Consider the following 13,591-nt stretch of genomic DNA (forward strand, 5'->3'; position numbering starts at 1 on the left):
TACAGGAGACGAAAATGCAGCAGACGGCAGCGACTCAAGAAAGTGATGCGCGTCAGATCCGGCGCGTAGTCACGGCAAGCCTGATCGGCGCGACCATCGAGTGGTACGACTTCTTTCTATACGGCGTGGTCGCCGGGATCGTGTTCAACAAGCTGTATTTTCCAAGCGGCGATCCGCTCGTCTCGACGATGCTCGCCTACGGCACCTTCGCCGTCGGCTTTTTGAGCCGGCCGCTTGGCGGCGTGATCTTCGGTCACTTCGGCGACAAGCTCGGCCGCAAGAGCATGCTCGTGATGACGCTGATGATCATGGGCGCCGCGACCGTGCTGATCGGCCTCGTGCCGACCTACGACCAGATTGGCCTCTGGGCGCCATCGCTCCTGCTTCTGCTGCGCGTGGCACAGGGCATCGGGCTTGGCGGCGAATGGGGAGGCGCCGTGCTGATGGCGTTCGAATATGCGCCTGAGAACAAGCGCGGCTTCTACGCGAGCATTCCGCAAATCGGCCTCGCGCTCGGCCTGTGCATTGCGTCGGGCGTGGTCGCGATCCTGTCGTCGTTCCTCACCAACGAGCAGTTTCTGTCGTGGGGCTGGCGCCTGTCGTTCCTGCTCTCGATCGTGCTCGTCGCGATCGGCATGTATATCCGCCTGAACGTGATGGAGACGCCCGAGTTCGCGAAGGTCAAGCAAAAGGGCGAGCAGATCAAGCTGCCGATCAAGGAAGTGCTCGCCGAACATCCGGGCAACGTGCTGGCCGGCATGGGCGCGCGCTTCATCGACGGTGTGTTCTTCAATGTGTTCGGCGTCTTTTCGATCGTCTATCTCACGCAGACGCTCAAGGTGCCTCGCACCGAGGCGCTGCTCGGCGTGATGGCCGCCGCCATCGTGATGATGTTCGCGATTCCTTTTTTCGGGCGGCTGTCGGATCGCATCGGGCGCACGCGGACCTATTTTTGGGGTTCGCTGCTGACGGGGGTGTCGGCGTTCGCGGGCTTCTGGCTGATGAAGCACGGCAGCGGTAGCATCGCACTCGTGTGGATTGCCATTGTGATTCCGTTCGGTGTCTTTTATGCGTCGGTTTATGGTCCCGAGGCCGCGCTTTTTGCGGAACTCTTCGATGCCAAGGTCCGCTATTCGGGGATCTCGTTCGTCTACCAGTTCTCGGGCATCTTCGCGAGCGGCATCACGCCGATCATCGCGACTTTCCTGCTCAAGAAGGGTGACGGCGAGCCGTGGCTCATCTGCATCTACGTGTTGATCTCGGCACTGGTGAGCGCACTGTCGGCTGCGTGGATCGGGCGGCGGGCGCGGGCGGAGAAACGTCGGGTTGAGTGGGCTTCGTGAGGGCTTTTTCGCTGACGCTCGGGGGGTGGGTCTTCAACGCCCTTCAATGTCTCTGCGCTTCTGTGGAACTTGCTTTCTTTGTGGTCTATTAGCTCTGCCCCTGTGCGGGGCGGCAGTCACTTTCTTTGCTGCTGCAAAGAAAGTGACCAAAGAAAGCAGCTTTTTCAGGCAGCAGTCTTAGGACGTCACCACCCTCGCAGTACAGAGTGGCCCAGCCCCTAAGTGTCGCCCTCAAACGACCGAGGGGCTTGGTGCGCGGCACGCACTGTGTCATCGTGCAATGAACGGATTGGCACAGCAGTCATTCATCCGTTTTCGCTTCGCTGGACGAGAGGTACATCGTCGCGCGGTTGAGGTTCGCGGTCGAGGTGGTAGTCCGCTTGTTTTCGGTTGTGCCCCTCGTCCGAGCGAAGCGCGGAGGGACCGGAACGAAGTGCTTACCACTTTGTTGGACTGCGAGGGGTGTCAGTGCGTGCGCGCGCCAAGCCGGGTGGGTCGTTTGGGGGCGACACTTAGGCGCTGGGCCACTCAGTAGTGCAAGTGTGATCACGTCCTAACACCGTTGGCCCCGTAGCTGCTTTCTTTGCTTACTTTCTTTGCAGCAGCAAAGAAAGTAAGTCCCGCCCCGGACAGGGGCAGAGCTAATAGACCGATAAGAAAGCAAGTTTCATAGAAGCACAAGCGCATCAGGCGGTGTTCAACAGCAAAAGCAACAGCAAAAGCAACAGCAACAACAACACCCCCCTCCGCGCGCCAGCAAACGACACCGTCCTACTTCTTCCACCGCAACGGCCTGCGCAACGGATGCCGCTGCAGCCCCACCCCTTGCCCCGCATGCGCGAACGCGGGCTCCGCGCCCATCAGCACATGACGCTCGCGATCCTCATCGGCTTCGACGGTCTTCGAGGTATCGATGAAGAGCGCCGCCACGATCCCGACCCCAAGCAGGCACGCGGAAATGGTGAACGGCACGTCGTAGCTTCCCGTCGATTCGATCAGGAACCCGAACGCGACCGGCGACACCATGCCCGCGACGCCAAAGCCCGTGTTCATCATGCCGCCCGCTGTGCCCGCATACTTGCCCGCGATATCGAGCGGCAGCGTCCACAGCACCGGATTCGTGATCTCGAGGAAGAAGAACGACGCGGAAAGAAACATCACGGCCGTGATCGGATCGGTGGCGGAGAGCATGGGCAGCAGGAACGCGAGCGACCCGCCCATGCCGACCACCAGCACCGAACAGCGCGCGAACCGCAGGCGTCCGGTCGCCTTGTAGAGCTTGTCGGAGACGACGCCGCCGAGCGTATCGCCGATCACGCCCGCGAGCAGCGGCAGCGCGGTAAAGAGCGCAAGCTGCTTCAGGTCAAAACCGCGCGATTCCTTCAGGTACGAAGGCAGCCACGTCAAATAGACCCACAGGAGCCAGCCATAGCAGAAATCGACGACGGTCACGAGCCACATGCGGTGAATCAGTTTGCGCCAGGGCGTGGCCGCGTGTTTCGCGCGGTCGCAGTCGCCCTGCCGGTAGCCGATCTCCGCAGTCTCCTCCGGCGTGATGCGCTTGTGCTGCTCTGGCGAATTCGTGAAACAGCACATGTAGAGCACGGTCCACGCGAGGCTCGCGACGCCGAGCAACAGGAACGCATCGCGCCAGCCGCCCATCGCCACGACCGCGAGCACGAGCGGCGGAGTCACCGCGCCACCGAGCCGCGCGAAGCTGTGCGTGATGCCCTGCGCAAAACCGCGCTCGGCCACAGGCATCCAGTAGGTGAATGCGCGCGTCGCAGTCGGGAACGCGCCGCCTTCGCCGATGCCGAGCAGAAAGCGCAGGCCCACCAGCATCGCGACACTGCCGGCGAAACCGGTCGCGAGCGTGGCGACGCCCCAGATCAGCGAGAGGATCGTGAGCACGCGCTTCGGGCCGTACTTGTCCGCGAGCCAGCCGCCGACGATCTGCATCACCGCGTACGGATACGCGAACGCCGAGAACACGAGGCCGAGCTGGCCGGAGGTCAGTCCCATCTCATGCCGGATGATCGGCCCCGCCACCGCGATGTTCACGCGATCGATGTACGAGATGAAATACATCAGGCACATGATGGCGAGGATGATATGGCGCGTCTTCACGCGCCGGGTGCGCTTTTCCATGCTGTCTCCTGTGTCGACCAAAGCTGGCTCTAGCGCTTGCTCTGGTCCCAAGTGTGTACGGCGTTCATCGACGGCCGTATCTGTGGTTCAGCGGATCGTTACGTTGGAATGCGACTGGCTATCGGTTGGTGCTCCTCATGTCTGCAACAACTTGAGCCTCTGGACCTTGCCCGACGGTCCGCGCGGCAGTTCGGTCACGAGCCGGAACTCCTTCGGCGTCTTGTAGCGTCCGAGTTCTCTCAGGCAGTGCTCGCGCAGACCGGCAGCGTCGAGCGCATCCGGACCGGCGGCTTCGCGCGCGACCACGAATGCCACGATCTCCTGCCCGTACGCCGCGTCCGGCACGCCCACCGCCGCCGCCTCCAGCACGCCGGGGTGGCGCAGCAACGCTTCGTCGATCTCGCGCGGCGCGATGTTCTCGCCACCCTTGATGATCAGTTCCTTCGCGCGGCCATTGATGTAGTAGTAGCCATCGGCGTCGCGAAAGCCGAGGTCGCCGGTGCGCAGCCACCCTTCGGCGGTGAACGCGGCGCGCGTCTCGTCGGGACGCTTGTAGTAGCCGCTCATCACCTGCTCCCCGCGCAGCACGAGTTCGCCCGATTCGTTCGGCGCGCAGTCGCGGCCTTCACTGTCGATCACACGCGCCTCGCCGCCCGACGGCAGTCCGATGCTGCCGATGCGCCGCCGCTCTGCGTCGTACGGATTGCTGAAGGCGGGCGCAGCCGTCTCTGTCATGCCCATCGTTTCGATCACGCCGATCCCGAAGCGAGCCTCGAAAGCGCGATGATGCTCGGCCGGAAGCGCCGCCGACGCGCTGCGGCAGAACTTGAGCGCCGACAGATCGAAGGCATGCTCTTCGTCGTGATTGAGCAGATACGCAACGATCGTCGGCACGACGTTGATCCACGTGCAGGCGTAGCGCGCGGCGTCGCGCCAGAAGGTGCGCGCGGAAAAGCGCTCGGCCATCACGACGGAGCCGCCGTGAAAGAGCGGCGCGATGAGCGTCACGACGAGCCCGTTGATGTGATAGAGCGGCAGCGACGCGAGCACGCGATCGCCCGCGTCGAGCCGATGCTCGGCCGTGATGTTGTGTGCATTCGCGAGCAGGTTACGATGCGTGAGCAACACGCCCTTCGGCGCGCCCGTCGTGCCCGAGGTGTACATCAGCAGCGCGACGTCGGCGTGCGGCTCGGCGTGTCGGTGTTCCGCTGGACCGGCGCCCGGCGCATCCGCGAAAGCCAGTTCGGCCTTGGCGAACGACAGCGTCTCGACCGCGTCGGCCTGTGTCTGGACCAGCAGGATGTCGCGTTCGAAGCCCTGCGTCCGAAGCTCGGCGAGCGCCGTCTCGATTGCCTCGCGCGAATCGCGCGACACGAAGATCATGCGCGTGTCCGAATGCTCGACGATGTATCTCACCTGCGACGGCTGGCACAGCAGGTTCAGCGGATTCGCCACATAGCCGCCGTACATCGCAGCGAGAAGAAGCGTCGCTGTCGGCAGGCCGTTGCCCATGTAGACGGAAACGACATCGCCGGGAACGAGGCCCGCGTCGGCGAAACCCGCTTCGAGCGCGATGCACGCGTCGCGCAGTTCGCGGAACGTGAGCGCGCGCGGACGGGCGGACGCGTCGCCGTCTTCCACGGGCGCGAGCAGGAACGGCTTGTCGGGGAACTGCCGTGCGCGTTCGTCGATCAACGCGCGGATCGTGGCGGGCGTGTTCATCGGCCGTACCTCGCGAAGAAATCGCCGAGCAGGTCGTCGAGTTCGGGGACGCGCTCCTCGACCGGAAACGCGACACGCGTCGTGTTCAGGTATTGCCGGAAGCCGAGATTGGCGGAGAAGTTGTTGCGGCCCCAGGTGCCGCACCCCATCGAGAGCGAGAACGGCAGGCCGTTGTCGAAGTTGCCGCCGGTCGCGAGGCAATGCGCCTGGTTCGCGATCACGCGCGCCACCGGCAGGCTCGTGCCGAGGCGCACGGCCTGTTCCGGATCGTTCGAATGCAGGCCGACCGAATGACCCGCGCCCATGTATGCGTAGATCCGGCGCACGATGTCGGCGGCATCGTCGAAGTCGCGCGCGCGGTAGACCGCGAGCACCGGCGAAAGCTTCTCACCCGAGAACGGGTGCTCGATGCCGAAACCCGTTTCTTCGACCATCAGGAACGCGGGCTCGCGCGCGGCGACGTCGTCGAGGCCGGCGAGCCGCGCGATCTGCGTCGCGGACTTTGCCGTGCAGTCGGCGGCGAGCTTGCCGTCGTGCCACATCGCCGCCTGCAGGCGCGCCTTTTCGTCTTCGTTGAGCAGCACGCCGCCGTGCAAGGCGAGCGCGTCGAGCATCGGCTGATAGATGGCCTCCTCGATCACCACGCTGTTTTCGGACGAACAGCTGGTCGCGTTGTCGAAGGTCTTGGAGAGCGCGATCTTGCGTGCGGCATCGTCGAGCGGCGCGGAAGCCGTGACGATCGACGCGACGTTGCCCGCCCCCACGCCGAACGCGGGCGTGCCGCTCGCATAGGCCATGCGCACGTTCGCCTGCGATCCGGTCGCGACGACGAGGTCGCATTGACGCAGGAGTTCCGCCGTCGCGGCCTTGCTGATGGGCGGTGGCAGCACCTGCACGAGGTCGGGCGAGAGACCGACTTTCGCGAACTGCTCGTGAATCAAGCCAATGAGCAGCGCGCACGACGTGTATCCCTTCGGCGAAGGCGCCACGATCACCGCATTGCCGCACTTCAGCGCGTTGATGATCTTGTTGGCCGGCGTCGCGGCCGGGTTGGTCGAAGGCGTCACGGCCGCCACCACGCCGACGGCCCGCGCAATCTCGACGATGCCGTTCGCCTCGTCGCGCGCGATCACGCCGCAGGTCTTCTGGCCGCGCAGGTCGCGCAAGAGGCCGAGCGTCTTGCGATAGTTCTTGCGGAACTTGTCGTCGACGTTGCCGAGGCCGGTGTCGGCGACAGCGAGCTCCGCTAGGCGGCGGTTGCGCGCGGGCTCCATGATCGCCCACGCGGCGGCGTCGGCGGCTGCGTCGAGCGCGTCCTGGCCGGCGAATTCGAAGGTGCGCTGCGCGGCGCGGGCTCGCGCGACGAGTTCGCCGACGACCTGCTCGACGTCGCTCTTCATCACTTCTGCAACTGTGGCTCTTACGTTCATACGGTTGGCTCCGCGTGGCTGGATTGACGATGACTTCAATCTAGCCAGCGGCGCGAACGACGCGGTCCCGTTTTGTTCGAAATCCATCGCTCTACGAAACGCAGAAGCGGAAATTGCGAATTTCGGGACTTGCTCGAGTCCCGAAAAACGATAAAGTCGATGCAAAAGGAAAGCCGTCACTCGATACGTCGCAGGCGATGCTCGCGACCACACTCAAAGACGGCACACGATATTCAGGAGACAGAATGTCGGCTTCGAATCAGTCCAATGCCGCTGCGGTGCGAGCGTTTCGGGTGCTCGAAACGCTCGCGGAGGCGGGCCACCCGTTGTCCATGACCGAACTCGTCGGTGCGCTCGGCTTGCCCAAGCAGACGGTGCACCGAATCCTCGTGCAGTTGTTGGACGCCTGGCTCGTCACGCGCGGTGCCGGCGACCGGCTCTACGAATGCTCGCCGCGCGTGCGCTCCCTCGCGGTCAACGTGCTGATGCACGCGGGGCCTGCTGCGGCGCGTCATGCGCTGCTGGAACAGCTCGTCGCGAAGGTCGGCGAAACCTGCAACCTGACGATGCTCGCAGGCAACGACGTGGTCTACGTGGATCGCGTGGAGACGGAGTGGCCGCTGCGCATGCATTTGCAGGCGGGCTCGCACGTGCCGCTGCATTGCTCGGCGAGCGGCAAGCTGCTGCTCAGTTTCATGCCGAAGGAACGTCGCGAGCGGATGATCGATACGCTGCCGTTACGCGCTTACTCCGAACGGACCATCACCGATCGCGAGGCGTTGCGGCGAGAACTTGCGGCTACGCGGCGCAGGCTGCTCGCGATCAACGATCAGGAGCATCTGCAGGGGTTGATCGCGATTGCCGTGCCCGTGATGCTCGACCGGAATCGGGCTTGCGCGGCCATTGCGGTGCAGGCGCCCGTCGGACGAGTCACGCTCGACGATCTGCTCGCGTTCGTGCCCGATCTCAGACATGCCGCCGAGGAGACGGCCAAGACGTTTCAGACTTGAGGGATACGGTCTACGTGGTTCAGCACCGTTCGATGCGTCTGTGCTTTCGTGGAACTTGCTTTCTTTGTGGTCTATTAGCTCTGCCCCTGTCCGGGGCGGGACTTACTTTCTTTGCTGCTGCAAAGAAAGTAAGCAAAGAAAGCAGCTATTCTGTCATCAGTCTTAGGACGTCACCAAGCTTGCACTACTGAGTGGCCCAGCGCCTAAGTGTCGCCCTCATAAAACTCACCGCGCCTGGCGCGCGCACGCAGTGACACCCCTCGCAGTCCAACAAAGTGGTAAGCACTTCGTTCCGGTCCGTCCGCGCTTCGCTCGGACGACGGGCACAACCGAAAACCAGTGGATTGCAACGACCGCGAACCTCAACCGCGCGACTGATGCACCTTTCGTCCAGCGAAGCGAAAACGGATGAATGACTGCTGTGCCAATCCGTTCGCTGTGCGATTTCACAGTGTGTGCCGCGCACCAAGCCCGGTAGGTCCTTTGAGGGCGACACTTAGGCGCTGGGCCACTCAGTAGTGCAACTGTGGCGACGTCCTTACACCGCTGCCTGAAAAAGCTGCTTTCTTTGGTTACTTTCTTTGCAGCAGCAAAGAAAGTGACTGCCGCCCCGCACAGGGGCAGAGCTAATAGACCACAAAGAAAGCAAGTTCCACAGAAGCGCAGAACCATCAGACGGTGTTCAACAGCAAAAACAAAACCCCGTCCAATGGTCCAAACCTACCGCCGCGCAGGCTGCGCTTCAAACTCGACATCATCGCCCTTGCGCCGGCGACTGCGGTGCCAGTACACAACGAGCAGCACCGCGAGACTGGCGACTCCGAACCACAGCGGCTTGCGCTGATCCGGAATGAACGCCATCGCAACGATGATGGACACCATCCCCGCGATAGCGACCCAGGTGAGATACGGGAAGCACCACATCTTCACGCGCAGTTCGCCCGGCGCCTCGCGTTCGAGCCGCGCCCGCAGCTTCAGTTGCGACAGCGCGATCAGCAGATAGACAAAGATGGCCACCGTGCCATACGAATTGACGAGAAACGCGAACACCGTATCCGGCGATACATACGACATCACCACCGATACGTAGCCGAACAGCGTGCCCACCAGGATGGCGCGCACCGGCACGCCGCGCCGGCTGACCTTGGCGAGCGCACGCGGGGCGTCGCCACGGCGCGTCAGCGCGAACATCATCCGCGATGCCGCGTAAAGCCCCGAATTCAGCGCGGAGAGCACCGCCGTCAGGATGATCGCGTTCATGACGTGCGCAGCAGCCGGGATGCGCATCGCTTCGAGCGCGCTGACATACGGCGTCGCCATGCCCGGCGAGTTCCACGGCACGATCGCGACAACCAGCAGGATCGATCCGGCGTAGAAGACCAGCACGCGCGTGATCACCGAATTGGTGGCCTTCGCAACCGCGCGCTCCGGCTCGTGCGCTTCGGCGGCGGCGATCGTCACGATCTCGGCGCCGAAGTAGAAACCGGTCGCCGCGACCGCGCCGGAGAGCACCGGCCCGATGCCGTTCGGCATGAAGCCGCCGTGCGCCGCGATCGATGCAATCGGCAGGCTCGCGTGGCCGGCAGCGCCAGGCCACAGTCCGAACACGAAGAGCGCGCCGAGGAACAGGAACACGATGATCGCCGCCACCTTCACCGATGCAAACCAGAACTCGAACTCGCCGTAGCTGCCGACGGAGAAGAGATTGGTCATCGTCAGCGTGACGAGCAGTACGAGGCCGATCAGCCACGCGGGGACGTCCGGCAGCCAGAACTGGACGAGATGCGACCCCGCCACGGTCTCCACCGCAACGACGATCACCCAGAAGTACCAGTACATCCAGCCGGTCAGGAACCCGGCAAGTTCACCCGACTTGCGCCGTTCGCCGAACGCAAGCCGCGCATATTCATAGAACGATCCGACGGCAGGCATCGCCGACGCCATTTCGCCCAGCATGCGCATCACGAGCACGACGAGCCCGCCCGTCAGCAGGAACGAGATGATCGCAGCCGGTCCCGCCTGCTTGATCACCACGCCGCTGCCGACAAAAAGTCCCGCGCCGATCACGCCGCCAAGCGCGATCATCGTCATGTGCCGCTGCTTGAGCCCGCATTTCAGCTCACTTCCGTTGACTGGTTGTTGCATGTGTCGCCTCCGTATCCTGATCGGTACGACGCACTCGCGCGTTGCGCGGCGGGCGCCGTCCATGTACGGGCGTGAGCGCGCGGACGCAAACGTCTTGCGCCCCGCACCCCACCCGTTTTTTATCGAAGAAGTAAGTGCCTGCGCGTGCCTACTTCTTTTCGTCGCGCATGTAATACCAGTGATACAGCATCCGCTGTCCGACGCGCCTGAACGGCGCGAACATGTGGCCGGGCAGCGGCGAGGTGAAGATGGGCAGCGTCTGATGCGCGCCGCGGCCGGCTATGCGCTCCGCAAGCCGCCGTCCCGCCTGTGACGAATACGATACGCCGTTGCCGCCGTAGCCGAGCGCATAGAACACGGTCTGCTTCGGATCGGGCTGGAAGACGCGCGGCATCATGTCGTGGCTGACGTCGACCCAGCCCCACCACGAATAATCGATCTGGATGCCGCGCAGCGACGGAAACTTGCGATACAGGCCGTTGCGCAGCAGTTCGAAGTGGCGTTCGTTCGGTGCATCGGCGCCGGTGATCGCGCTGCGGCTGCCGATCTGCACGCGGTTGTCCGGCAACAGGCGATAGTAGAACCGCAGCGTGCGCGTGTCGGTGAGGACCTGCGTCGTGCGGAAGTTGCACGCTTCGAGTTCGGCGGGCGTGAGCGGGCGCGTCACCATCGAATTCGACAGGATCGGCATGATGCGGCTCGTGAGCGTCGGGTGCAGGCCGGGCGCGGTATAGGCGCCCGTCGCGATGCCGACGGCACGCGCGCGCACGATGCCGCCGGGCGTGCGCAGATGATGCACGCCATTGATGGTTTCCCAGCCGATGACGGGACTGCCCGGATGCACCTTCGCGCCGTGCTCGCGGGCGATCTTCGCGTAGCCGTAAGCGAGCTTGAGCGGATGTACGCCGATGCCTTCCGGCTCGTGCAGCGCGCCGGCCGATTCCGCATCGCCGCAGTATTCGCGGCGGAACGTCTCGGCGTCGAGCAGTTCGGACGGATAGCCGAACACGTCTTTCCAGACCTTCGATTCCGCGGCGAGCTTTTCCATGATGCGCGGACGGTGCGCGATCAGGAAATGGCCGCCCGGTTGCGGATCGCAGTCGATTTGCGCGACGAGCGACTTGAAAGTATCGAAGCCCTCGTAGATTTCGTGATGCATCTTGAGCGCGACGTCCTTGCCCCAGCGCTCGATCCATTGCGAGCGCGAAAGCCGGCCAGACGCATTCTGCCCCTGTCCGCCGTTGCGGCTCGTGCAGCCCCAGCTGACCTTGTTCGCTTCCAGCACGACGGCCTTGATGCCGTGCTCGCGCGCGAGAAAGAGCGCCGCCGCGAGTCCGGTAAAGCCACCGCCGATGATCGCGACATCGACATCCATGTCCTGGGTGACGGGGCCGTCGTCGGGAGGAGGCGTACCAGCGGTCGCCGCCCAGTAGGTCGGCGCGTACTGCTTGCCGCGGCCGGGGCCGGGCGAGACGAGCGGATCGTAGGTCGGGTCGTAGCGCGTGTCGGCGCCCGCCTCGCGAGCGAACGGCCCCGTCGCTTCCAGGTGGATCGCACCGTTTTTCATGGCGATTCTCCTTGGGATCAGACGGCCGCGCTCGGCTGTGCGGCGGCGCTTTGCTTCGGGCGCTCCTTGCGGAACGCGCGCTTGACCGCGATCAGGCCGTCGCGGAATTCGAACAGGTCGCAGCCTTCGGCCTCGATGCGCCAGCCTTCCGCGTGCGTACCCGTGAATACCCATTCCGACACGCCGCGCTCTCCCGCGACGTAATGCCGGCCCTGGCCCCAGTGCGCATCGGGAAAGGTGCGAAAGACCGCCTCGAATGCCGCCTTGACCGCCGCGCGGCCCGTGAAGCGTGTGCCGTGGATGTCGTTGCCGCCGGCGGCGTCGAAGACGCAGTCCTCGGTCATGAACGTCATGAGTGCGTCGGCGTCGTGGCGGTTGAAAGCGTCGGAAAACGCGGCGAGCGTGGATGCCGTGACGGCGGGCGTCTGCGAAAGCGTGTCGGACATGCTGTCTCCTGGGTCAGATTTCTGTGTCAGATGAATCGTGAGCCGCATGCCCTTGCCGAACATGCGGGATCGTTACTGACACGTTAATCACCCGTTACGTCCGACGGTAGTTCCAGATGCCGGGATTCGCTTGGGCCAGCCGCGCGCGCCTTATGCGGCAGGCTTTTGCGCGCGCACGAGTTCCGCGAGCAAGCGCACGCCCGCATCGATCTTTTCGAGCCGGATCGACGAAAAGCCCATCCGGAAGCAGTTGCGCTGCGCAAGGCCCGTCATGAAGAACACATCGCCGAGCTCGATCAGGAGTCCGCGCGCCTCGGCGTCGGCGGCGAGGCGCCTCGAATCGAGCCACGGCGGCCCCTCGACCCAGCATGACGCGCCGCCCGTGATCGGCACGTGGCGCGCTTCGGGCAGATGGGTGTCGAGCGCGGTCATCAGCACCTCCGCGCGCTCCTTGTACGCGTAGGCGAGGCGCCTGAGCAATGCGTCGTGATGGCCGAGCGAGAGGAACGTCGCGAAGGCCCGCTGGATGTACGCCGCCGGATGGCGCACCATCAGCCGCCGCAGCGAGCGCAACTCGCGGATCAGCTCACGCGGCCCCACGACGTAGCCGAGCCGCAGCCCCGGCGCGAAGCTCTTCGAGAGACTGCCGACGTAGATCACGCGATCGGCCGTATCGAGGCTCTTCAGCGCGGGGTGAGGCGCGCCGGAAAAATTGTTCTCGCTCTCGTAGTCGTCCTCGATCACGACGAAATCGTGCGCCTGCGCCATTTCCAGGAGCGCGTGGCGGCGTTCGAGCGGCATCGTCACGGAAGTCGGGCACTGGTGGCTCGGCGTCACGTAGACGTAGTCGCAGCGTTCGAGCAGCGCGCGGTCTTCGAGCGGCCGCACGCCGCCGTCATCCACGGGCAGCGGCAACAGCGGCGCGTCGCGGTTCTCGAAGATGTTGCGCGCGTCCGGATAGCCGGGATTCTCGAAGCCGATGGTGGTGCGCTCGTTGGCGAGCAGGTCGGCGATCAGATACAGCGCCTGCTGCGCGCCGATCGTCACGACGATCTCGTCGGGCATCGCGAAGACGCCCCGTCGCGGCAGCACGCGCGTGCGGATCTGCTGGACGAGCGTGTCGTCGTCGCGTTCGATCAGGTCGGGCGCCCAGTTGCGGATCTCCAGCACCGAGAGCGCCTTCATGCAGCACTCGCGCCAGTCGCTCGTCGGAAAGAGCGCCTGGTCGAACTGGCCGTAAATGAACGGAAACTCGTAGTTCTGCCAGCTCGCCGGCTTGACGATATTGCGCTGCGTGGACGGCGTGCGCCCCATGCGCGCGCTCCAGTCCGGCCGCGCGAGCGCCTCGTTGGCGGCGCGTTGCGGCACGGTCTGGACGGGCGCGAAGCCATGCTGCCCTTCGAGCATTGCCGGGTTCACGAAATGGCCGCTGCGCTCGCGCGAAATCAGATAGCCCTCCTCGACCAGCTGCTGGTACGCGAGGACCACCGTATTGCGCGCGACGCTCAACTGGTCGGCCAGTTCGCGGCTCGACGGCAATGCGGTGTCGGCGGGAATCTGGCCGTCGAGAATCGCGGCCACGAGCATCTGCCGGATCTGGCCCTGAAGGCTGATATTTGATTCCGCCGGACGCTGGAACCGCTGCGTCCACATTGCCGAGGACATCCGGCTTGCCATGCTTCCTCCTTGGATTGATTCGATGCGTAAAAACACTCGATGTTGCGATGCGCAAGGGCGGTGCACGCCAGGCGGGTGGTCCAGGTCGAATGTGGACTCAACG

At 64.3% G+C, this 13,591-nt stretch carries 9 protein-coding genes; 2 read left to right on the forward strand and 7 right to left on the reverse strand.

Annotated features, from left to right (window positions below; all coding sequences use genetic code 11):
• Positions 1 to 14 precede the first annotated feature (14 nt).
• A complete protein-coding gene (locus AWB81_RS11450; RefSeq protein WP_062635285.1) occupies positions 15 to 1,343 on the forward strand; it encodes an MFS transporter in 1,329 nt (442 codons plus the stop codon).
• A 771-nt stretch (positions 1,344 to 2,114) separates the two neighbouring features.
• Here the strand turns inward: AWB81_RS11450 and AWB81_RS11455 are convergent.
• The 3 genes from AWB81_RS11455 to sauS all read right to left on the reverse strand — a co-directional run bounded on the left by AWB81_RS11455 (position 2,115) and on the right by sauS (position 6,643).
• Positions 2,115 to 3,491: an MFS transporter gene (locus AWB81_RS11455; RefSeq protein ID WP_062635286.1), complete on the reverse strand. Its 1,377-nt coding sequence runs from the start codon at positions 3,489 to 3,491 to the stop codon at positions 2,115 to 2,117.
• Positions 3,492 to 3,626: 135 nt separating this feature from the next.
• Positions 3,627 to 5,213 (reverse strand): AMP-binding protein, encoded by a 1,587-nt coding sequence (locus tag AWB81_RS11460; protein ID WP_062635287.1) that lies wholly within the window; start codon positions 5,211 to 5,213, stop codon positions 3,627 to 3,629.
• On the reverse strand, positions 5,210 to 6,643 hold the full coding sequence (sauS, locus tag AWB81_RS11465; RefSeq protein WP_062635288.1) for an acylating sulfoacetaldehyde dehydrogenase: 1,434 nt from the start codon (positions 6,641 to 6,643) through the stop codon (positions 5,210 to 5,212). The genes AWB81_RS11460 and sauS overlap by 4 nt, the downstream gene beginning before the upstream one ends.
• A gap of 245 nt (positions 6,644 to 6,888) precedes the next feature.
• On the opposite strand from sauS, the gene AWB81_RS11470 reads away from it, so the two are divergent.
• Positions 6,889 to 7,653 carry an IclR family transcriptional regulator gene (locus tag AWB81_RS11470; protein WP_062635290.1) on the forward strand — a complete coding sequence of 255 codons (765 nt, stop codon included), beginning with the start codon at positions 6,889 to 6,891 and terminating at the stop codon, positions 7,651 to 7,653.
• A 720-nt stretch (positions 7,654 to 8,373) separates the two neighbouring features.
• On the opposite strand, the gene AWB81_RS11475 is transcribed toward AWB81_RS11470, so the two are convergent.
• The 4 genes from AWB81_RS11475 to pdxR form a co-directional block, all read right to left on the reverse strand.
• Positions 8,374 to 9,798, reverse strand: coding sequence for an amino acid permease (locus tag AWB81_RS11475; protein ID WP_062635292.1), 1,425 nt, complete (start codon positions 9,796 to 9,798; stop codon positions 8,374 to 8,376).
• Between the two features lie 148 nt (positions 9,799 to 9,946).
• On the reverse strand, positions 9,947 to 11,365 hold the full coding sequence (locus tag AWB81_RS11480; protein ID WP_062635293.1) for an NAD(P)/FAD-dependent oxidoreductase: 1,419 nt from the start codon (positions 11,363 to 11,365) through the stop codon (positions 9,947 to 9,949).
• Positions 11,366 to 11,382: 17 nt separating this feature from the next.
• A complete protein-coding gene (locus AWB81_RS11485) occupies positions 11,383 to 11,811 on the reverse strand; it encodes a nuclear transport factor 2 family protein (protein ID WP_062635455.1) in 429 nt (142 codons plus the stop codon).
• A 150-nt stretch (positions 11,812 to 11,961) separates the two neighbouring features.
• Positions 11,962 to 13,488, reverse strand: coding sequence for a MocR-like pyridoxine biosynthesis transcription factor PdxR (pdxR, locus tag AWB81_RS11490; protein ID WP_062635295.1), 1,527 nt, complete (start codon positions 13,486 to 13,488; stop codon positions 11,962 to 11,964).
• Positions 13,489 to 13,591 lie beyond the last annotated feature (103 nt).

It is taken from the genome of Caballeronia arationis, from assembly GCF_001544975.2.
Classification (GTDB): Bacteria; Pseudomonadota; Gammaproteobacteria; order Burkholderiales; family Burkholderiaceae; genus Caballeronia; species Caballeronia arationis.

Coding starts and splice junctions, on each gene's coding strand:
- AWB81_RS11485 (WP_062635455.1), bottom strand. CDS start 11,811: ATGTCCGACACGCTTTCGCAGACGCCCGCCGTCACGGCATCCACGCTC.
- pdxR (WP_062635295.1), bottom strand. CDS start 13,488: ATGGCAAGCCGGATGTCCTCGGCAATGTGGACGCAGCGGTTCCAGCGT.
- AWB81_RS11460 (WP_062635287.1), bottom strand. CDS start 5,213: ATGAACACGCCCGCCACGATCCGCGCGTTGATCGACGAACGCGCACGG.
- AWB81_RS11470 (WP_062635290.1), top strand. CDS start 6,889: ATGTCGGCTTCGAATCAGTCCAATGCCGCTGCGGTGCGAGCGTTTCGG.
- AWB81_RS11480 (WP_062635293.1), bottom strand. CDS start 11,365: ATGAAAAACGGTGCGATCCACCTGGAAGCGACGGGGCCGTTCGCTCGC.
- AWB81_RS11450 (WP_062635285.1), top strand. CDS start 15: ATGCAGCAGACGGCAGCGACTCAAGAAAGTGATGCGCGTCAGATCCGG.
- AWB81_RS11475 (WP_062635292.1), bottom strand. CDS start 9,798: ATGCAACAACCAGTCAACGGAAGTGAGCTGAAATGCGGGCTCAAGCAG.
- sauS (WP_062635288.1), bottom strand. CDS start 6,643: ATGAACGTAAGAGCCACAGTTGCAGAAGTGATGAAGAGCGACGTCGAG.
- AWB81_RS11455 (WP_062635286.1), bottom strand. CDS start 3,491: ATGGAAAAGCGCACCCGGCGCGTGAAGACGCGCCATATCATCCTCGCC.